The following is a 19,708-nucleotide window of genomic DNA, read 5'->3' as shown; positions in this document are numbered from 1 at the left end:
ACTGACTTTGTTGGGTAAACCGGAAGTACGGTTAGACGGCGCACTGCTGGCAAGCAGGCTGCCCGTGAAAGGAGTGGCCTTGCTGGCTTATCTGGCGGTCACCGGCCAACCTTCTTCGCGAGAATCGCTGGCCTCCCTGCTGTGGGGCGAAACGCCAGACGCGGCGGCGCGGGCCAGTTTGCGCGTGACACTGAACCGGCTGCCAACTCAACTACGGCCGTTTCTGACCCTCACCCACCACACCATCAGCCTTAATATGGACCGGATCACCCTGGACGTAACCAGTTTAGAAACGGCCGTTTCCGAACCACCCTCCGCCTGGAAAACGGCCGTTGCCCTCTACCGCGGCGATTTTCTGGACGGTCTCATCATTCCCGACGCCCCTGCCTTCGACGAATGGGCGCTGCTGGAGCGGGAACGGCTGCGCCTGCTGGTGATAGACCTGCTGCACCGTCTGGCCGACGACGCCCTGACGCGGCAAGCCACCACCGAGGGCATCGCCTACGCCCGGCGCAGTCTGGCGCTGGACAACTGGCGCGAAGAAGCCCACCGCCAACTCATGCGCCTGCTGGCGCTAAACGGCCAGCGCAGTGACGCCCTGGCGCAGTTTGAAACCTGCCGCCGCCTGCTCGCCGAAAACCTGGGCATCGAACCATCCGCCGACACCCTCGCCCTCTACGAAACCATCAAAACCAACACACTCCCCCTCTCCCCCCTCTCCCGTTCTCCCTTTCTCCCCCTCTCCCCCTCTCCCCCTCTCCCCCTCTCCCCACAACCTGCCCGCCAGCGCCGCCTCCTTTGTCGGCCGCGAACCGGAACTGGCGCAGTTAACTGACCTGCTGGCACAGCCGGACGGCCGTTTACTGACCATTCTCGGTCCCGGCGGCGCCGGCAAAACACGGCTGGCACTGGAAACGGCCACCCGTCTCCTGACGGACCCGCGCTTTGCCGACGGTGTTTTTTTTGTACCATTGGCCGATTTGCCCACGGAAACGCCTGCACTGAGCAAAGCCGAAGTGGCCGTTGCCCCCCATATCGCCGAAACCATTGGTCTAAAACTCAGCGGCCCGACAGCACCCGACGAACAACTCCGCCAACACCTACGCGACCGCCGCCTACTGCTGCTGCTGGACAACTTTGAACACCTGCTGCCCCAGGCTGGTCTCATTGCCGACCTGCTGGCAGCCGCTCCTGGCCTGCGCCTCATCGTCACCTCGCGGGAGCGGCTCAATCTGTATGAAGAGTGGCTGGTGGAAATTGGTGGGCTGGACCTGCCGCCGGAAGCGGCTGCTGATTGGATCGCCTTCAGCGCGCCGCAGCTATTTATCCAGCGAGCGCGGCGTGTTTATCTGGGCTTTAACGCCGCCGCCGAACGCGAAGCCATCCTGCGTATTTGCCAGATGGTGGGTGGCCTGCCGCTGGCGCTGGAACTGGCCGCCGCCTGGGTGCGCACCGTGCCCTGCCGCGACATCGCCGCCGCCATCGAGCGCCATCTCGATTTTCTGACGAGTGACCTGCGCAACATGCCGCCGCGCCAGCGCAGTTTGCGGGCGGCGTTCGACTACTCCTGGGAACTGCTGACCCAGACGGAACAAACCATGCTGGCGCGGCTGTCCGTTTTTCGCGGTGGCTTTGCTGGCGAAGCTGCCCTGACTATTACCGGGAAAACAGAAAGGAACCGCGGCGAGCACGGAGATTTGATGACGGAACCCTCTGCGCCCTCCGCCCCTCCGCGGTTAAATTCCTCCAATCCCGGTTTGCGGCAGTTATCGGCGCTGGTGGATAAGTCGTTGGTGCAGCGGCAGGCGAACGGCCGTTACCAACTGCATGAAACGATCCGGCTGTTTGCTCAGGAGCAAGTTAGCCCGGCTGCGTGGGCGCAGATACGGAGCGCCCACGCTGGCTACTATGCCGCTTTTATGGCCGCTCAAGGCAGCAAAAGCGCCGGAGCGGAGGCGGAAGCCGCTTTTCGGTTGATGGCACTGGAATTGGAAAACGGCCGTTTTGCCTGGCAGTGGGCTTTGGCAGACTGGTCACAACCGGCAGCGGAAGCCATTCTCACCCAAATCCTGCCGCCTTTATCCCTCTTCTACTTGCGCCGCGGCCGGTCACTGGAGGCTGTCGTCTGGCTGGCGGAAGCGATTCAAGACATTGGCGCGGAGGGTCCGCTGACGGCGCGACTCCAGCACCAGCTTGCCAAACACGAAGAAGCGCTGGGCCGTTACGCCGAAGCCCAGGCGCGGCTGCTGGCCTGCCTGCCCACGCTGGAAAAAACGGCCGGATCAACGCCCTACACAGCTGACGCCTGGGAGATGTTGGGGCGGGCGCAGCGCCATTTAGGCGACCTGGCCGCTGCTGAGACTTCGTTGCAACAAAGCCTGACCCTGTACCGGCTCTGCGGTCAGCCGTCCAGCATCGCCGGGGTGTTAAACAGTTTGGGCGTGTTGACGAAGAATAACGGCCGTTACCCCGAAGCCGCCGCCTATTACACAGAAAGTCTGGACATTTTCCGTCGCCAGGCGGATCGCTCTGGGGTGGCTGTCTGCCTGATCAACCTGGGCAACATCGCTAACGTGCAAGGCGACTATGAGCAGGCGCGCGCCTGTTACCAGGAAAGTTACGATCTGGCCGCCGCCGCCGAAAACAGGTCACAAATGGCGATCAATCTGCTCAACCTGGGCAGTGTGGCCCGCGCCACCGGCGACACAAGCGCAGCGGAACGGCAGTATCAGGCCAGTCTGGCGCTTGGCCGGGAGATGGGGCACGGCTTGATCACCGCCGCCGCCCTGGATGGCCTGGGGCAAACGCATTTACTGGCAGGCGACCTGGCGGCGGCGCGACAAACATTGAAAGAGGGGTTGGCAACGGCCGTTTCCCTTAATTCCGAAGCCATGACCTTAACCGTTCTGGCGTCGGCCGGGCAGGCGCTGGCGCAGGCTGGGCAGACAGATGGCTCTCGGCTGCTGGCGCTGGTTCTGCGGCAGCCGGGCGCAGCCCACCATGTCAAAGCAGAAGCATCTGCTTTTGCCGCCAAAACAGGGCTAAACCTGACGACAGATGCAGATCCCTTGCTGACGACAGCCGAAGGCGTTGCTCTGGCGCTCAACAAGTTATAGGGAAACGGCCGTTCCCATTTGGTGACCGTTCACGTCCCCGTAGATTGAGCCTGTCAATACCCATTCCCCTTCAACAAGCTCAGGCGGCGGGGTGAATGATTACTACGATTTTTACACTTACAATTTCCGCTGATCATCCAAAATGCTGATGATATACACCCCAAACGGCGCTATGACACAGGCTGCCAGAAAATACCACAACGTATCCCCACTCAATTCAGGCAGGTCGCCATTAGCGGCAAAGGAGACCCACATCAAACCCGCATAAACCAGTCCCGTTGAGACCCAATAAGCCCGGCTGCCCGCCCGGTTCCGAATATGCACAGTTCGCTCATCCAGTTCAGCCGCCGTCAGGCGCCTGGCCGCTTGCTCATCAACCAGTGCGGCGCGATACCGGACAACAATGCCCACACCAATCCCGACCCACAAGATTCCCAGACCCGTGATGATAGCGGGATTAAACGACAGGTTGGCACTGCGCAATTCAAGCAAAATCCCTGCCAGACCAACAGCAGCTCCCACTGCCATACTCGCCCATCCTAGCCGAACTCTGCTTGATAGCCACTTTGCATGCTTATCCATATCACTGCTCCTCTTCTGAATAAAGAAATATGTCTTCAATTTGCAGGTTAAACAGGCGCGCCAGCCGGAAAGCCAGCAGAATAGACGGGTTATAGCGCCCATTTTCCAGGGAAATGATGGTCTGGCGAGAAACGTCTACCATCTCCGCCAGCGCCTGTTGGCTCCATCCTTTGGCGACACGTAATTCTAACAATCGGTTTTTCATTGTCTCTCCGATGTAAAGTTAACTGTACATAGTATAGTAAAGTTTGCTTTACATGTCAAGTGTGTTTTACAAACGGTGGATTGGTGGCGGCTGCCGCCTGCCGCCACGACGCGAATAGTTTGCTGATGCTGGCTCAGGCAAAGTTAGCGATGGGGGATTGGCAATCAATGGTGCGCCGCGCCGTCCCGCCCTGCCTGCTCAACTCATTTGAAACGCGCGATTTGGCAAAGAGTGTGTTACATTTGTGTAATGGTCACGATTTGGTCAGTGTCATTCTGAGCGGAGTCTTCGGAGCGAAGAATCCCTATTTTTCGGCAGAAAGGGGATTCTTCCTCGAAGACTCGTCAGAATGACAGTGCTTCCAACCAAATCGTGACCATTACATAATTGCAAACGAACCCTAAGGAACAGGAGTTAATTAACTTACCCGCCGTGGCCGGCCTCCTGACCGTGCCACAGCAAATGGACAAGTTATGGGTCTTTCGGATCTCGTGGGGTATCGCTAAATGTAGGGGCGGGTCTTGTACCCGCACAGTCGCCTACCCCCATGAAATCCTGAAGAGCCGAAATTACATGGCCCAGATTGGACCAATCTTGGAGATTGGTCCAATCTGAAAAATCGGTGTAATTTTCGCCAGACTCAAATGATAAGGAAACCAACGATGACTCATATAAGCCATATCGAAACCCTGGCCGTCCACGCCGGCCAGACTATTGACCCGGCGACCGGCGCTGTGACGCCGCCGATTCACCTTTCCACCACCTTCGAGCGACAGGCGGATGGCAGCTATCCACATGGATACGATTACACCCGCAGCGGCAACCCAAACCGCGCCGCCCTGGAAGCCTCTGTCGCAGCGCTGGAAGGGGGCGCGGCAGCAGCAGCTTTCGCTTCCGGTTCGGCGGCGATGATGGCTGTTTTGCAGGCATTGAAGCCGGGCGACCACATCATCGCGCCGGGGGATATGTATTTTGGCATCCAACGGCTGCTGCGCGAGGTTTTTGCGCCCTGGGGGCTGGCGGTTTCCTTTATAGATCTGACCAACCTGGACGACTTGCGCGCCGCGCTGCGGCCAGAGACCCGGCTGGTGATTGTGGAGACGCCTTCCAACCCGCAGCTTAACATCAGCGACATTGCCGCTGTGACAGAGTTGGCCCATGCCGCTGGCACGGCCGTGTTGGTAGACAACACCATCGCCACGCCGGTGCTGCAACGGCCGTTCCTGCAAAACGCCGACCTGATCATCCACGCCAGCACCAAATACCTGGGCGGCCACAGCGACGTATTGGGCGGCATCGTCGTCGCCCGCGAAGAGACGCCCTTGTTTACGCAAATCCGCCTCATCCAAAAAATCGGCGGCGCCGTCCCCTCCCCTGCCGACTGCTGGCTGACACTGCGTGGCATCCAGACTTTGCCGACGCGGGTGCGCACCCAAACCGCCCACGCTCAACACATCGCCGAATTTCTGGCCGACCATCCGGCAGTGGCCGCGGTGCGCTACCCTGGCCTGCCGACCCATGAAGCGTTTGCAACGGCCGTGCGCCAGATGGCCGGCGGCGGTGGGCTGCTGTCCATGTTGGTCCATGGCAACGCTGAAACGGCGTTGGCCGTCGCCGGCCGTGTGCAGCTCTTCACCCGCGCCACCAGTTTTGGTGGAACCCACAGCCTCATCGAACACCGCGCCTCCATTGAATCGCCGGGCACGCTGACGCCGCCCAACCTGCTGCGTCTCTCCATCGGCCTGGAACACCCGGCCGATTTAATCGCCGATCTGGATCAGGCCCTGCGTGGGGCTAACGAGTATACAATCTTCACATGACCATCAACCTGTACGATTTTACCCGCCCGGCGCTGGCCGGGCTGCTGGCCGATTGGGGCTACGGCCGTTACCACGCGGATAAGCTGTGGGATGGGCTGTACCGGCGGCAGGGCGATCTGACCGGGCTGCGGGCGGATCTGCACGGCCGTGTGCAAGCCGAAACGACGCTGGAACTGCCAACGGCCGTAACTGACCTCTCCAGCACGGACGGCCAGACGCGCAAATTTTTGCTGCGTCTGGCCGATGGGCAGACCATCGAAACGGTTCTGATGCAGTTCGAGGGGCGGGATGGCGCGCCGCGGGCGACGGCCTGCATCAGCACGCAGGTGGGCTGCGCGATGGGCTGCGTTTTCTGCGCCACCGGGCAGATGGGCTTTATACGCCATCTGTCGCCGGGTGAAATTGTGGCCCAGGTGTTGTTTGCCAATCGCCAACTGCCGCCGGGAAGCCTGCCGCTGCGCAACATTGTGCTGATGGGCATGGGGGAACCGCTGCATAATTACGACAATACAATGACGGCCGTAGACATCCTGACAGACCACAACGGGCTGGCCATCGCCGCCAAACATATCACCCTGAGTACGGTGGGAGTGGTTCCGGGGATTGTGCGCCTGGCAGATGAAGCACGGCCGTTTCGTCTGGCCGTCAGTTTGCATGGGGCGACAGACGCCGAACGGCAGGCGCTTGTGCCCCCGGCCAGGCGGTGGCCGCTGGCTGAGCTGATGGCCGCCTGCCGCTATTATGTGGCAAAGCGGGGGCGGCGTATCTTCTTCGAGTGGACCCTGATTGAAGGACAAAACGACACGCCGGAGCAGGCGCACACCCTGGGGCGGCTGCTCCAGGGGATGGCGGCGCACGTCAACCTGATACCGCTTAATCCGACGGTGGGTTATGGCGGGCGGCCGGCGGGGGAGACGGCCGTGCGCCAGTTTCAGGCGATTTTGGCCGGGTATGGGCTGCCCAGCACCATCCGTCAGCGCCGGGGCATAGACATCGCCGCCGGCTGTGGCCAACTGCGGGCAGGACCATGACCGCCAAAGCCATTTCACGGCCGTAATCCGCAGCCCTGTTTACGGAGCGTCGTTTTTTGGCCTGGGGCTAAAGCGCCGGTGCTGAGCTTGACGAAGCATCCCCCTCCTCTGCTGGGAGCGGGATGTTTCGCTCGCTGAACCATGCCAGAAGATACAAACAGCGCTCAATGATGATGGGTGGCAAGGCCGGTATTCTCTTTGGATAACCCCCAATCATAAAACACCGACGCTTGCAACAAATGGATGATACACTGTTGGCGAGGATTGTTGACGTAATGACCAACCTGCAGCAAGTCGTGGCGGCAGGTGTTCGATAGAGTGTACCCATGCACATCGAGTTTAGTGGCAAGATTTGGTTCTGGAAAGGCCCGTCCCCATTCTACTTTGTTACCGTTCCAACGAAGCAGAGCGACGACCTAAAAGCGATATCAGGATTCGTGACGTATGGTTGGGGAATGATCCCGGTCACGGCTCAAATTGGCAAAACTGTATGGAAGACATCCTTGTTTCCCAAAGAGGGCTTCTACATTGTGCCCCTCAAGGACAAGGTCCGTCGAGCAGAACTGCTCGAGGAAGGCGCTGAGGTCACGGTAAGACTCGAGGTTCGTTAAGGAACCGGAATTTAATAACCGGCGCACTTCCCTCTCCCTGGCCCTCTCCCAAAGGGAGAGGGAGCCAGCCGCTTCCCCTCCCTTTGGGAGGGGATTGAGGGGCGGGCCGCCTACCCGCCTGCGCCCGCCCCCATTTTGCCCAACACCCGCCGGATGTGGTTCTCTTCGATGGCGATTTGCTGCGGCGAACTATACTGCTGCTTCAACGCCAGCGCCTCCCGATATTTAGCCAACGCCGCCGCGTACTGCCCCTGCAGCTCGTGGATAATGCCTAAATGTTCAATAGTAATCGCTATTTTCACTGGTTGCCCAAGCGGTTTCTGGATTGTTAGAGCTTCGTTGAATGCAGCAATTGCTTCTTCCATTCGCCCACTATCGCGGAATATCATGCCTAGCAGCCTGTCGGAGAACTCAGGATAGGTACACGGATTGAACGGATTCGACGGATTTTTACGGATACATCACCAGAAAATCGGTGTAAATCCGTTAAATCCGTGTCATCCGTGTATCCAATTTCTACTTTCCGACAACCTGCTAGGATGGGGAAATTATAGTTGGGTGGGCGGGGAAGTCAATAAAACGCACCCCATATCCACCAGCGCCTGCTCGCTCGGCCGACTTGCTGGCGGCCCGGGCCGACTACCAGCGTTACCGCCGCCAGAGCGGGCCGCTGCTGCGTGGCAGCCGCAAAAATGGGGAGCTGACCGACCAGGTGATGTCGGTGCGGGCGATTGGGGCGCGGGTGAAGATTTTGGGGCGGGACATTCTGGGCGTCTGGGAGTTAAACCCCCACCCCACGACTTGCGCCACACCTGGGCCACGCGAGCGGCCACGGGGAGCAGTCCTTTTGTCCTGCCCGACGCCATGGAATCGAAGATGATCAGACCGACATCCGTGAAGACCACCAACCCCGCCCCTACTATCACACCAGGGCAAGTTGAGAATTGCTGATAAGAATTTGATATTTTTTCATCCATGCACACTCTTTTTAGAATTCGCAATTAGAAACCCGCCAGGAAACGGGCGACATCCTGAATCCAGTGGAAGGCGACGGCGGATTCGAGACCGCGGCGGCGGGCAAGGATGAGCGGCGGCGCACCCCAGACGAGCGCCAGGACAGCGCCCATCCCCAGGGCAGCCCACGGCGACTGGATAAACAGGTCGTCGAAGTGGGAATAATTATGCACCAGCATTGCCAGTAACCCCGCCAGCCAGACTGCCTGACCGGGAAGACTTTGCCGCAAAAGCAGCCACAATAAACCCCATAAGGCAAAGCGATAGATGGCCTCTTCAACGATGGCCGGCTGAAGGGCGTCCAACATGGCGGCCAATGGATTCTGCCATTGGATTGTCTGTCCCTGGGTAAGCTGCAGCGCCAAGGCGTTCAAGACCGCCAGCGGCAGCCCCACAACCAGGCCAACCAGAATGCCCTGGCCTGCCTTGCGCCAGTTGCCAGCGGCAGCATGGAACTGCACCGGCCCACCCTGACGCATAATCACCAGCCCACCCAGGGCGGCAACGGCCGTTAAAACCCCTCGGACGATCGCCTGCCCCAGGTGATTACCCACAAGCCCAAAAAACGGATAAGGCGAAAAGAGCGTGGCAAACAGCATTCCCCCGCCAACTAATGTGCCCAGGCTCAATGCTGTGAGCCAATCAGACCTTTGCAGGTGGCGCGAGTCCCGCAGTAAAACAGCCAGCGCCCCCAGCAGAGTCAAGCTGCTGAACAGGTCAAACAGCCGGGGCACAACATATGTTGTCGCCAGCAGCGTGCGCCCGACAAAGATTGCCAGGATAACGGCCGTAAGCAAGAAAACTGATTTGAAAGACCAAACTTTCGCGGCCACGTTTCCCTCCAACGGGTTGGTATTCTCAATGCTTTTCTTCTTGTAAAACAAGGCGCCGCCCCAGAAAAGCAAAAATGATCAGGGTAACGGCCGTTACCCAACCGCCCAGGCTGAAAACCGGTGGCCCATACAGCGCCAAACCAGCGCCAGCCAGCACCAGCAGCCCTGCCAGCAGACCAAACATCTTCATGCCATACAAAGTGATAAAGGGCAGATAATGCGTCCCCACCACAATCATGGCCGCCGGAAAAAACCACGTTTCCCGATAAAGCGTCGCTGCGCCAACCAGCAGAAAGTTGAGCGGTACCGTAAAAGCAACCTGTGAACCAAGCTGCCACAACCCGTTTTCTGGACTTACCCGGCCAGGTCGCCCCATCAACCGCACCCCCAGTTGGGTGAGCGGGAAAATACCCATGCTGCCAAAAAAGAGCGCTGCCATGCCCGCGGTTGGCGAGAGCCAGGTTCCGAGCGCAGCAGCGATAAGCCAGATAAGCCCGGAAACTAGCTGCCCGGCAAACCCGCCCAAAAAATTGGAACGCATTTCACGTTGGCATTCGTTTATATTCATGATATTTCCTCCAGTTAGATAAATTCATTGCCCCGACAATCTCTGCCCAACAAATTGACCGAAGGGCGTGTACTGTTCAATACCTTTTTCGAACATAGCGGGTTTCCATTCGTCATCGTACCAACAGGCCACCCAGCCGATTCCATGCTGCTCCAGGTATTCCAGCAGCGGTTCGCCATAGCTCTTTTGCTGGCCAACCAAATACGTCTGTTTTCCACCCGGGTCGGTTTCCAGCCAACCCCATTCCGTCATCACCACGGGATATTTTTCTGAGACACTGCCAAACCAGTGATCCCAGGAATACCTGCTGTGCGCCGGGTAGATGTGGGCGGCATAGGCGATGTTGTCGTCATGGATCGGCCTATCCAACACCCAGGACAGGTCGCGGGAATATTCGATTCCCCCGACGATGATCAACTGCTTCGCGCCTGTGGCACGGATGGTATCCACCAGCGCCTGGGCGTGTGTCTGCCAAGCTTCGGCTGAGATTTCAGCTGGTTCGTTGAAAATCTCGAAGATGACGTGCGGCGTATCCTTGAAATAAGCAGCAACCTGCTGCCAGAAAGCGACGGCAAAATCCCTGCTGGGCGTGCCAATATCAGGCATTTGCGCGCCACGGTCTGTGCCAATGTCTCCGATAAAGTGCAGGTCAATGATGGTGTATAGGCCGTTCTCGCCGTTCCAGGCCACAGCCGGATCGAGATAGCGCCACAGGTAATCGGGGTCGCGCTCCCAACGCTCCGGGTGAACGGGAATGCGTATCACGTTTGCGCCGGAAGCTGCCATCCGATCGAAGAAGGCACGGTTAAACCGTCCATTGCGTGATAGCACTGCCGGGTCCGGCGGCATAAGCCCATGCAGCGTCACAACTTGATCATTCGCATCAACAAGCTTGTTCTCGTTAACATAGAGTCGGCCTGGATAGAGGCTGGTCTCGCCGTCAAAAACAGGCTTGTGTTCTACCGGCAGGGTGATCGAAAGATTGCCAAATCGTGGGGCGATCAGGGCTAGAATGCCACATAGCAAGGTTAAGGAAACGGCCGTTGCCATCAGCCCCCTTCTTGTAGATTTTTTCATGGTCTATCCTTCATTGCTCAGAAGAAAAGATGTGTTCCTCGACGACAGACTGTGAATCTCCCTGGTTGACTGACAAATCTCAGATTTTCACCGCGGAGAGCGCGGAGGACGCGGAGATTTTCTCTGGTACAGCCTCCGCGCTCTCTGCGTTCTCCGCGGTTAGATAAGTTTTGTCAGTCAATCAGGAATCTCCAATAATCTCAGGTTACGAATCTTTCTGTGCGATCAGACCTATCCACTCCGTATTCTTGGTGAACGGCGTGCCCAGCAGGTCGTTCCAGACGCTTTTCACCGCAAAACCGGCCTGTTCCAGTTCGCCGGTGATGGTCTCGCGTGAGTAATCCTGGAACCAATTGCGATACACCGAGACTTTGCCGTTCTCCTCGATGGCAATCACCTGGTCGAGAAAAATGGCTTGTTCCGGGTAGTCGAAACCTTCTTCCAGAGCCAGATGTGGTCCTGGCTTCCAGAAGCCTTGTCCCGCAGCGTACCAGCCATTCCGGTTGCCATACTTTTGACGGTGAGCGCGCGTGGTGACGTCCAGAACGAACCGCCCGCCGGGCTTGAGGGCGCGACGCACATTGGCGAGCAGGGTTCGGCGCTGTATGGGTGAGAGCGGGCACAGATCACCATAAATCAGCAGAGCAGCGTCATAGAGGTTTTCGTCTTCCAGGGTCAGGTAATCTTGATAACGGTAGTGGATATTCAGATTGTTCTGCCGGGCGTACTGCGTGGCATAGTCAATCGAGCGCCGGGAATACGTGATACGCAGCCCTTTCTCCGCCAGGCAGGCCGCATACAAGCCGGGGCCGCAGCCCAGGTCCAGCACCGCGTCGCCAGCCTGAAGCCCCAGCGTGGCGACCAGCCAATCCACCGAGCGCTGGATGGTTTCTGGGCGGCGGCTGGCAAGGTCATGATGGGGATCAAGATGCGCCTTCAACATTTGCGTGGAGATGTGCGGGTCATTCCAAAAGAGCGGTTCGCCTGGGGTGAAGGGTTCTGGTTTTTCTTGGAAGTGGATAATAGATTCAATATTCATAGAAGTCCTTATGCTTTTGTCTTTCAAAATCGAACAGGCATGTATCGTCTTGACTCCCCGCGAATCTCACTTGAGCGACCACGTTTCAGTACCATTGAAGAAACGGACGGGTTGTGCCGGGGTAACGCTGTCATCGAGCCACACAGTGTGGTGGTTGCCAAAGGTGACTTTCCAGGCGTCAAATGTGCCGGCCGGGGTATGAATCGTCTCTCGGCCGACCACTGTCACCAGCCAGGGAATGGTTGTGGGGCCGTTATCTTGCGTGTCTTGCCGCCAAACGAAGGGGTGAAATCGCACCGTTTGCCCGCGCATCCCCGGCTCAAGATTAACGGCCGTTAATTGCCAGGGAGCGGCGTAATCGGTTAAAAGGGGCAGGACGTCGTTTTCCGCCAAAGGCGTTTCACTCCAGGGCAGGTGGAAGATCTGCTCTGGCTCTCCTTGTACCTCAATTTGTATGAGGATGCCGTCCAGGTCTGTCGTCCATTGGATGTCGGCGCGATACGCCCCTTCTTGCAGATTCATGACAGTTTGGCCGGAAATCAAACGGCCGTTACCCGCTTGCCACCGAAAATGGTCCCGGCGTTCGCCGCCGGCGCTGCTCCAATAGCTGTTGCCAAGGCGCACCTCATAAGCGATGACGGTGGAGGTGCAGGCAAGGTCAATCAGCTCGCCATCCCGCTGCCAGAGACACTCCCCCTCGCCCACGATGTCGTCGGCCGGATTACGAATCTCAAAAAGGGATTGTTGGGCGCTTTCCCAAACGGCCGTTTGCAGGTGCAGCGGAGAAGCTGACAAAGCAGGGGAACGCGCGGAGAAGAACTCAGCGCCGACCACCGCCAGGTAGAGTAAGACCGCGACGAGCAGGGGCCAGCTTGCACTTAACTTGAGAGGATGTTGCCCTGGTGGCGGCGCAGGCGACAGTGCGGCTGCGCCCCGGGTGAGTCGAGTAAAAAGGGCGAACGCCATCAAGGCCACGATAGGGCTGGCAAGCAGTACAGGCGCAGAAAACAACAGTTCCGGCGCGCCAATGGGAAACACCGCGTCAGTCAATACCATGGCAGCCAGTGCATTCGCGCCGAAGTGCGTCAGGATGCTTGCTGGCAAAGAGCGGGTGCGATAGTTGACAAACCCAAGCGCCAACGCCAGCGGAATGATGCTGATTCCCTGGAGCAAAGAAAGATGGAAGATAACGAATAGGCCCCCGGTGAAAACTATTCCCCAAAGCGGGCTGCGCTGCTCATAGACGGGTTGGATCACGCCCCGGAACAAAAATTCTTCACACAGCGGGGCCATGACAGCATAAGCCACAATGGCCAGAATGCCCATCAGCACACTCTCAGGCAGAGCATCAGCCGGCAGCGCAAAGTTGACGTAGCCCAGAAGCGGCTGCAAGAGGCTGCTGCTGATCGCCGAGAGGGGATAGAGCGCCATACCAATCAGCATGGACAGAGCGGCAATTTTCCAGCCCGGCCACGACCACCTTACCCGTTCACGGATCGGCTGGCGCGTGATGCGCAGATAGAGATAAGCCGGGAGGAAAACGAAGAGCAGTTGGTTCAGAATCAAGCGCACGTATTGCGGCAGCCACGATAAGAACATATTAGAAATTTGCAGCAGCAAGACGAGCAGAAAGAGCAAATTGATAGTTCGATAATCCGGTTTAGTTACCATTCGTTCCGTGGACATTCGTTTGTACTGTTATTTTCTCGTCAAAAAGGATGGCGCTTAATGCCTGCAAAAGGGATTCGGCGGGAATTTGCTTGGAAATAAAACCATCCAGGCCGTATTCTTTGGCCGCCTTTTCGTATTCCGGCTTGACGCTGAGCGCTATCAGTTTGGTGATGGGGCAACATTCGCGCAACGTGGGGATCAGACGATGTGGGTGAAAGCCGGGCAAATGCCAATCCAGCAATATGGCATCTGGGGAGTGCTGGCAGACATGCGCCAGCAAACGCTCAGCCGACCGGGCTTCCCCCAAAATCTCATATTCCGCTTGCTGCGCCAATAACAAATGCAAGGCTTCCAGCACATGCTTTTCGCCCTCGGCCAGAAACAGCGTCTTTACATTTACATCCCGTGCCATGTTATTCATGGCCGTAGTTTAAAGAACAAACTTCCCAACCGCATCCGCAGGTTGAGGAGTTTGCCGGCTAGGCGCATGAAGAGTTTTTTACCTGGTCATGTGACCAGGTGCTTTTGCAGGGCAATGGATACGGCTTCCGTGCGGCTGGTTGCATTGAGTTTGGTGAGAATACTGCTGACGTGAAACTTGGCGGTAGAAACGCTAATCATCAACTGTTCGGCAATTTGATTGTTGTTCAGTCCTTGCACCATAAGCGCCAGGACTTCGCGTTCACGGCCGCTCAGGTCGGCGCCAGCGTTATCGGCCGGAGTGCGAGTGGCCTGAATGAGCACCTGCGCCGCTTCGGGCGCCAGCGTAGGCTTGCCGACATAAGCGGCGCGGATGGCATTTGCCAATTCGTCGGCAGAAATATCTTTAAGAAGATACCCAATGGCCCCGGCCTGCAAAGCGCCCTGCACCAGGTCTTGTTCCTTGTAACTGGTCAGGGCAAGGATCTGAATCTGTGGATACTGCTCCCGGATTTTGCGGGTGGTCGTCGCCCCGTCCATGCCGGGCATGACCAGATCCATGAGTATGACATCCGGCTGTGCTTGTTGACAAAGCAAGATGGCGCGCTCCCCGTTAGCGGCCTCACCGACCAGTTCGAGGTCTTTGTAAGCCGTTAAAAAGGCGCTCAGACCACTTCGCACCACTGCGTGGTCATCCACTAACATCACCCGGATAGAACTTGCTTCGGACATCTTGTCGCTCCTGAATTCACCAACTATTTTCTTGCTTGTCGTATGCTTCCTCAGAACGGATACCGTCCGGCTTTTATGCCGCCGCCTACGCCTCATCCTCTTGCCAAACAACGCGCAAACTGGCGCCCTGGTGGGTTTGGCTGCTGATTTCAATCTGCGCTGCCACGCTCCGGGCGCGCTCCTGCATAATACCCAGCCCCAACCCTTCGTGATCAGGCGCGTAGAGGTCGAAGCCGACGCCGTTGTCTTGTAACCACAATTCTGCCCGGCCTGGCAGACATTCCAATCTTACCATGACCTGGGTGGCCTCGGCGTGTTTGGCGATATTGTTAAACGCTTCCTGGGCAATTCGGTAGAAGGCTTCTTTAACGGCTACCGGTGGATTGGCGGTGCAATCGCGTTCGTAAGTCACCGCCAGGCGCGTGCGGGCGATAAAGGCGTTAACCTGGTGCCGAATCAGGTCCCCCAGGTCGGTATCTGTCAGGGCGGCTGGGCGCAATTCCATGAGCAGGGTGCGCATTTCTGAAAGCGCGCCGCGCGTCAGTTGGCGCAGTTCCTCCAGGCGGCGGCGGCCTTCCTCAGGATTATCATCCCAGATTTTGGGCAGCACTTCGGCAATCATGCTGGCGGAAAACAGGGTTTGCGTAACCGCATCGTGCAGGTCGCGCGCCAACCGGTTGCGTTCAGCCGCGATGGCCGCTTGTTCATTCTTTTGGAACAGACGCGCATTGTCAACAGCGATACTTAACTGGTCGGCGATGGACTGAAACAAGGCCACTTTGTCCGGGGAGAATGCGGCGCCCTCAGATCCGATGATGACCAGCACCCCTAAACTGCCTCCCCTGGTTTGCAGCGGTAGTAACGCCCCAGGCTCACACAGCCCCTGGTCAATATTGGGGGCAATGTACAAGGCTTGACCGGCCGCCAGGACAGATTGGCAGGCCGAGAGCATGGTGGACAGTTCATCCGGCGAGACAACTTGCTCAGGTCGGAGGGCATAGGGTGACAGGTCACCGGTATCCTCGTCAAGCAGTATCACCCCGGAACGGGATGCGCCTACCAGGTCAACAAGTAAATCCAGCGTTTTTTCGAGCACCTCTGACAGATTTAGAGAGCTATTGGCAGTGGCGGCCACATCTAGCAGCACTTGTAGTTCTTGTGTGCGTTCCTGGACGTGCTGTTCCAGATTTTGGCGCAGCTTCACCTGGTCGGTGACATCCACAGCCACATTCAGGAGGCCCACAATGCTGTTGCCTTCAGTCTGCGGAGCCAGGACAATATTCCAGTAGGTGGTGATTTCATCCGATTCCAGGCGCAGTTCATTACCCTGCACGATCTCGCCCGCCAGGGCACGCTTGAATAGAGGCAGCACGACTGCTTCAGCCCCAGGCAAATGGTCGAAGTAACCAACCCCTGGCGCTAACGGCGCCCCGGAGGATGGGGCATAGCGTGCGGCGAACTCTTCCCAGGTGGGGTTGTACCGCTGAATGCGGAACTCCCGGTCAAGAATGGCGATTCCCATGGGCATGCGTTCAAAGAGCAATTCCAGAAAATTGTCCTGTGGCGCCGGGTTAGGATGAGGCACGAACGCAGCCAGGGCTGCGCCTACCTCATCCGATGTCTGCATATCAGAAACGGCTTTGGCCGCGGGGTCGGGAGTATATGAGGAAGCGTTCATAGACAAAATTGTATCAAAAGGGGGCGTGTTTTGCCTGTTGAGGAAGATTTAAATGGGTGGAGAGACAGCAGGCGGATGGCTTGATCTCAACCTGGTCATCTGACCCATGAAAAAATCTGGCCAACTAACCAGGTTCAATCTCTGCAAATGCGCAGTGTGTCTACGGGTGATCACCATCGGTACGGCGAAGGTCGTTCGGGCGATTTGGGCCACCACCAGGTTGATGTTATCTTTGCCGGTGGTGACCAGCACGCAGTCAGCCTGATCAACTTTAGCGGCGCGCAGGGTGGCCAGTTCGACGGCGTGGGCATGGATGCGACAGCCGCTAAACTCGGCGGTTAATGTGCCAAACGCCGCCTCGTGGTGGTCCACAACGACGACACTGTGCCCGGCGATGCTCAACTGATTAGCCAGCAGCCCGCCCAACCGCCACAGCCAATGATGACGATCTAAGATGGAGTCATGGGATCCTTTTGTGGATTGACGATTGGCGATTGCCGGTCTCTTACCCTAAATTGGGCGCTTCGTGGCGTCGCACCGGGTCGGCGGTGCGGCTCAGGTTCTCCCGCGCCGGTTGGTAAGCAGGGTCCAGGTCCAGGGCGACGCGGAAGTTTTTCTGGGCGTCGCCCTCGTGGCCGAGCAGTCTGTGCAAGACGCCGAGCAGGTTGAAGGCTTCCGGGCGGGAAGGGTCGCGGCCTACTGCTTCTTTGGCGTAGCGGCCAGCTTCATCAAATTGACGGACGCTGATGAGGTGTTTGACGAGGGTAAGCAGCCCGGCGTAATCGCGCTGGGCGGTGGCGAGCATCTGGCGGCGCTCCAGAATAGCCGCTACCAGATCGCGTAGTTCGGCCGGGGTGAAGGGTTTGCGGATGAAATCTATGGCCCCCAGTTTCATGGCGTCTACGGCGTTTTCGACGGTGCCGTGGGCGGTGATGATGGCTACCGGCACGTCGCTGTAGTCGCGGGCGATGTGGCGCAGGAGTTGCATGCCATCCATGCCGGGCATCCGCAGGTCGAGCAGGACCAGGCTGTAGCTGGCTTCTTTGAGTTTGTGCAGGGCTTCTTCGCCGTTAACGGCCGTTTCCACCTGATACCCCAATGGCTGCAAGGTATAGCTGACCGTCAGGCGGATATTTTTCTCATCATCCACAATCAAAATGCGTTCTTTTGGCTGACCCATGTTACGTTCTCCATTACTGTGACCGAAGACCTGACAGGTTTTTCTAAACCTGTCGGGTCTGAACGGTTAGTTCTCTACGACATTGGGCAGGACAAACGTAAAGGTGCTGCCTGCGCCAGGGTCAGATTTTACCCAAATTGTGCCCTGGTGGGCCTTCACAATTTCCTTGCTGATGGCCAAACCGAGGCCCGTCCCGCCGGAGGAGCGCCCCTGTACCTGGACAAATTTGTCAAAGATGCTGGCCTGGTATTCCAGGGGGATGCCTTCGCCATCATCGCTGACGGAAATGTAGGTGAGGCTGCCGGCGTTGTGGGTTGCCAGGGTGATGTGGCCGTCTGGCGGCGTGTAGCGCAGGGCGTTGGCGATGAGGTTGGTGAGAACCCAGAGGATTTTGTTGGGGTCGGCCAGGACAACGGCCGTTTCCTCCCCCACCTCGCCAGTCAAATGGATGCCCTTTTCCTCAGCCTGCTGTTGCAGCAGCGAGACGGCTTGCTCAATCAGGAAGCGCACCGGGACCGGTTCGCGCTGCATGGCGATGCGGCCGGATTCGATTTTGGAGAGGTTGAGCAAATCGTCCACCAGGGCGCGCAGGCGGCCAATCTCCTCCTGGGCGGCCAGCAGCAGCTCTTGCTCCTGAGGCGACAGGCGCGGGAAGGCTTGCTCCACCAGCAGGCCGACGCTCATGGACAGGCCGGTGAGCGGCGTACGCAGCTCGTGGGAGGCGGTCATGACAAACTCGCTTTTCAGGCGGTCTAGCTCCTTGAGGCGGGTGACATCTTGCAGCAGCAGCGCCACGCTGCCCCGGTGGCCCGGCTCCAACTGGACAGGGCTGACAGAAAAGCGGTAATGGGTGGTTTTCTCGCCTTGCTGAATAGTGAGGGTGGCCTGTTCTTCGTTGAGGGGGGAAAAACGGCCGTTTTCCCACGTCTGTTTCACCGCATCATGCAGCGGCTGATACCGGGTCAGGTCAAACAGATGGCGGCCAAGCGCCTGCTCCCGGCTGACGCCAAAGATCGCCATCGCCTTCGGATTGAGGGTCATGACGTGGCACTGCCCATCCAGCAGCACGATGCCGTCGTCAATGGCCTGGATGATCGCTTCGTTTTTCTGTTTTTCTGCCAGCAGTTGGCCGACATTAAGGGCATGGAATTCCTGCAAGGTGTGGCTCATGGCCTTGATTTTGCCCGCCAGGTGGCCGACTTCGTCGCCGGATTGGCTGCCCAGGCGTACGTCGTAGTCGCCCGCGGCAATTTTGTCGGTGGCGGCGGCCATCTCCTTGAGGGGGCGGGTGAGGTGGTCGGAGAGAATGAGACCAAAGGCCAGGCCGAAAACGGCCGTTACCGCCCCAATCAGCAGCGTAGACCAGATCGCCCCGGCAGAGACGCGCCGGGCGTTGTCTGAGGCGATGACCATCTGCTCCTGATTGATGTCGCGCAGCCGGTTGCAGCTGTCGCGAACCTGTTGGAACAGGGGGAAGACCGTTTCCAGATAGAAATCCGGCACGGCTTCGGGCGTTTGTTCTTGCAAGCTGTTGAGTTGGGAAACGGCCGTGAGGTAGGCGCTGTAACCCGTTTGGATGGCGGCCAGTTCGGCCGGTTCTTCGGCGATGGTCACGTTGTCCTGCGCCCGGCCGAGCCAAATGAGGAATTCGGCAGCGTTGGCCTGAAACTCCGCCTGGGCGTTGCCGCTGTGCCCCCACAGCAGCGACAGGACGTTGCTGTCCTGCCGCTCCAGAGCGGCCACCATGTTCTCCGCCGCCAGAATGCTGCGGTAATTCTCCTGGAGGATGGCTTCGCTGGCCTGCCCCAGCCGGTAGAGATTGGCAATCGCCCAGACGCAAACCAGCAGCAGCAAAATGGTAACGACGGCATATCCCCCAAGGATTTTGCGTCGCAGGCTGAGATCGGAGAAGCGAAAACGGTTCATAAAGCAGCCAACGCCTGATGTACCTGGGCGTATCCACAAACCGCTGCTTGCCGTCGTTTCGGAACGAAAACCAAGCAGCTCACAAAACTGAGATTGGCGACTGGTTCAATCGTCAATCGTCAATCGTCAATCATCAATTGTCAATTTCCCGCCGCAGTTCACCGGATCAGGACCCACATGTCAACTGAAAGGCAGCATAACGGAT

The 19,708-nt window shown here is 58.1% G+C and carries 20 protein-coding genes; 6 read left to right on the top strand and 14 right to left on the bottom strand.

The features are described 5' to 3' along the window. Window positions 1-608 precede the first annotated feature (608 nt). Window positions 609-3,116: a tetratricopeptide repeat protein gene (locus IPM39_28890; protein ID MBK8990033.1), complete on the top strand. Its 2,508-nt coding sequence runs from the start codon at window positions 609-611 to the stop codon at window positions 3,114-3,116. Window positions 3,117-3,233: 117 nt separating this feature from the next. Here IPM39_28890 and IPM39_28885 read toward each other — a convergent pair whose 3' ends face one another. Both IPM39_28885 and IPM39_28880 read right to left on the bottom strand, forming a co-directional pair. After that, a complete protein-coding gene (locus tag IPM39_28885; protein ID MBK8990032.1) occupies window positions 3,234-3,698 on the bottom strand; it encodes a hypothetical protein in 465 nt (154 codons plus the stop codon). Between the two features lies 1 nt (window position 3,699). Continuing rightward, window positions 3,700-3,903 carry a helix-turn-helix transcriptional regulator gene (locus IPM39_28880; GenBank protein MBK8990031.1) on the bottom strand — a complete coding sequence of 68 codons (204 nt, stop codon included), beginning with the start codon at window positions 3,901-3,903 and terminating at the stop codon, window positions 3,700-3,702. A gap of 83 nt (window positions 3,904-3,986) precedes the next feature. On the opposite strand from IPM39_28880, the gene IPM39_28875 reads away from it, so the two are divergent. From IPM39_28875 to IPM39_28860, 4 genes are all read left to right on the top strand, one after another. Beyond that, window positions 3,987-4,256, top strand: a complete 270-nt coding sequence (locus IPM39_28875) for a hypothetical protein (GenBank protein MBK8990030.1) — start codon at window positions 3,987-3,989, stop codon at window positions 4,254-4,256. A 309-nt stretch (window positions 4,257-4,565) separates the two neighbouring features. Further along, the gene (locus IPM39_28870; protein ID MBK8990029.1) at window positions 4,566-5,723 is read left to right on the top strand and encodes an aminotransferase class V-fold PLP-dependent enzyme; all 1,158 of its coding nucleotides are present in this window, start codon (window positions 4,566-4,568) and stop codon (window positions 5,721-5,723) included. Continuing rightward, window positions 5,720-6,754 (top strand): 23S rRNA (adenine(2503)-C(2))-methyltransferase RlmN, encoded by a 1,035-nt coding sequence (gene rlmN, locus IPM39_28865; GenBank protein ID MBK8990028.1) that lies wholly within the window; start codon window positions 5,720-5,722, stop codon window positions 6,752-6,754. Before IPM39_28870 ends, rlmN begins: the two co-directional genes overlap by 4 nt. Window positions 6,755-7,080: 326 nt before the next feature. Next, a complete protein-coding gene (locus tag IPM39_28860; protein ID MBK8990027.1) occupies window positions 7,081-7,365 on the top strand; it encodes a DUF1905 domain-containing protein in 285 nt (94 codons plus the stop codon). 110 nt (window positions 7,366-7,475) lie between these two features. Here IPM39_28860 and IPM39_28855 read toward each other — a convergent pair whose 3' ends face one another. Continuing rightward, on the bottom strand, window positions 7,476-7,730 hold the full coding sequence (locus IPM39_28855) for a tetratricopeptide repeat protein (protein ID MBK8990026.1): 255 nt from the start codon (window positions 7,728-7,730) through the stop codon (window positions 7,476-7,478). Between the two features lie 254 nt (window positions 7,731-7,984). Here IPM39_28855 and IPM39_28850 point away from each other — a divergent pair, with 254 nt between their 5' ends. Continuing rightward, complete coding sequence (locus IPM39_28850; protein MBK8990025.1) at window positions 7,985-8,245, top strand: hypothetical protein; 261 nt, start codon at window positions 7,985-7,987, stop codon at window positions 8,243-8,245. 121 nt (window positions 8,246-8,366) lie between these two features. On the opposite strand, the gene IPM39_28845 is transcribed toward IPM39_28850, so the two are convergent. The 11 genes from IPM39_28845 to IPM39_28795 all read right to left on the bottom strand — a co-directional run bounded on the left by IPM39_28845 (window position 8,367) and on the right by IPM39_28795 (window position 19,428). After that, a complete protein-coding gene (locus IPM39_28845; GenBank protein MBK8990024.1) occupies window positions 8,367-9,212 on the bottom strand; it encodes a hypothetical protein in 846 nt (281 codons plus the stop codon). 25 nt (window positions 9,213-9,237) lie between these two features. Beyond that, window positions 9,238-9,780 carry a hypothetical protein gene (locus IPM39_28840; GenBank protein MBK8990023.1) on the bottom strand — a complete coding sequence of 181 codons (543 nt, stop codon included), beginning with the start codon at window positions 9,778-9,780 and terminating at the stop codon, window positions 9,238-9,240. A gap of 24 nt (window positions 9,781-9,804) precedes the next feature. Then, window positions 9,805-10,830: a glycoside hydrolase family 5 protein gene (locus IPM39_28835; GenBank protein MBK8990022.1), complete on the bottom strand. Its 1,026-nt coding sequence runs from the start codon at window positions 10,828-10,830 to the stop codon at window positions 9,805-9,807. A gap of 232 nt (window positions 10,831-11,062) precedes the next feature. Beyond that, window positions 11,063-11,896 (bottom strand): class I SAM-dependent methyltransferase, encoded by an 834-nt coding sequence (locus IPM39_28830; protein MBK8990021.1) that lies wholly within the window; start codon window positions 11,894-11,896, stop codon window positions 11,063-11,065. Between the two features lie 66 nt (window positions 11,897-11,962). Then, window positions 11,963-13,567: a CPBP family intramembrane metalloprotease gene (locus IPM39_28825; protein MBK8990020.1), complete on the bottom strand. Its 1,605-nt coding sequence runs from the start codon at window positions 13,565-13,567 to the stop codon at window positions 11,963-11,965. After that, window positions 13,557-13,979, bottom strand: a complete 423-nt coding sequence (locus tag IPM39_28820; protein ID MBK8990019.1) for a response regulator transcription factor — start codon at window positions 13,977-13,979, stop codon at window positions 13,557-13,559. Before IPM39_28820 ends, IPM39_28825 begins: the two co-directional genes overlap by 11 nt. 95 nt (window positions 13,980-14,074) lie before the next feature. Further along, window positions 14,075-14,692 (bottom strand): response regulator transcription factor, encoded by a 618-nt coding sequence (locus IPM39_28815; protein MBK8990018.1) that lies wholly within the window; start codon window positions 14,690-14,692, stop codon window positions 14,075-14,077. A gap of 112 nt (window positions 14,693-14,804) precedes the next feature. Continuing rightward, window positions 14,805-16,346, bottom strand: a complete 1,542-nt coding sequence (locus tag IPM39_28810) for a GAF domain-containing protein (protein ID MBK8990017.1) — start codon at window positions 16,344-16,346, stop codon at window positions 14,805-14,807. Window positions 16,347-16,445: 99 nt separating this feature from the next. Next, window positions 16,446-16,823, bottom strand: a complete 378-nt coding sequence (locus IPM39_28805) for a TrkA family potassium uptake protein (protein ID MBK8990016.1) — start codon at window positions 16,821-16,823, stop codon at window positions 16,446-16,448. Window positions 16,824-16,902: 79 nt separating this feature from the next. Further along, window positions 16,903-17,577, bottom strand: coding sequence for a response regulator (locus IPM39_28800; protein MBK8990015.1), 675 nt, complete (start codon window positions 17,575-17,577; stop codon window positions 16,903-16,905). A 66-nt stretch (window positions 17,578-17,643) separates the two neighbouring features. Next, a complete protein-coding gene (locus tag IPM39_28795; GenBank protein MBK8990014.1) occupies window positions 17,644-19,428 on the bottom strand; it encodes a HAMP domain-containing protein in 1,785 nt (594 codons plus the stop codon). Between the last annotated feature and the right edge of the window lie 280 nt (window positions 19,429-19,708).

It is taken from the genome of Candidatus Leptovillus gracilis, from assembly GCA_016716065.1.
GTDB lineage: Bacteria > Chloroflexota > Anaerolineae > Promineifilales > Promineifilaceae > Leptovillus > Leptovillus gracilis.
The sequence above is the reverse complement of the archived record's forward strand: the minus strand, read 5'-3'. Positions and strand labels throughout refer to the sequence as shown.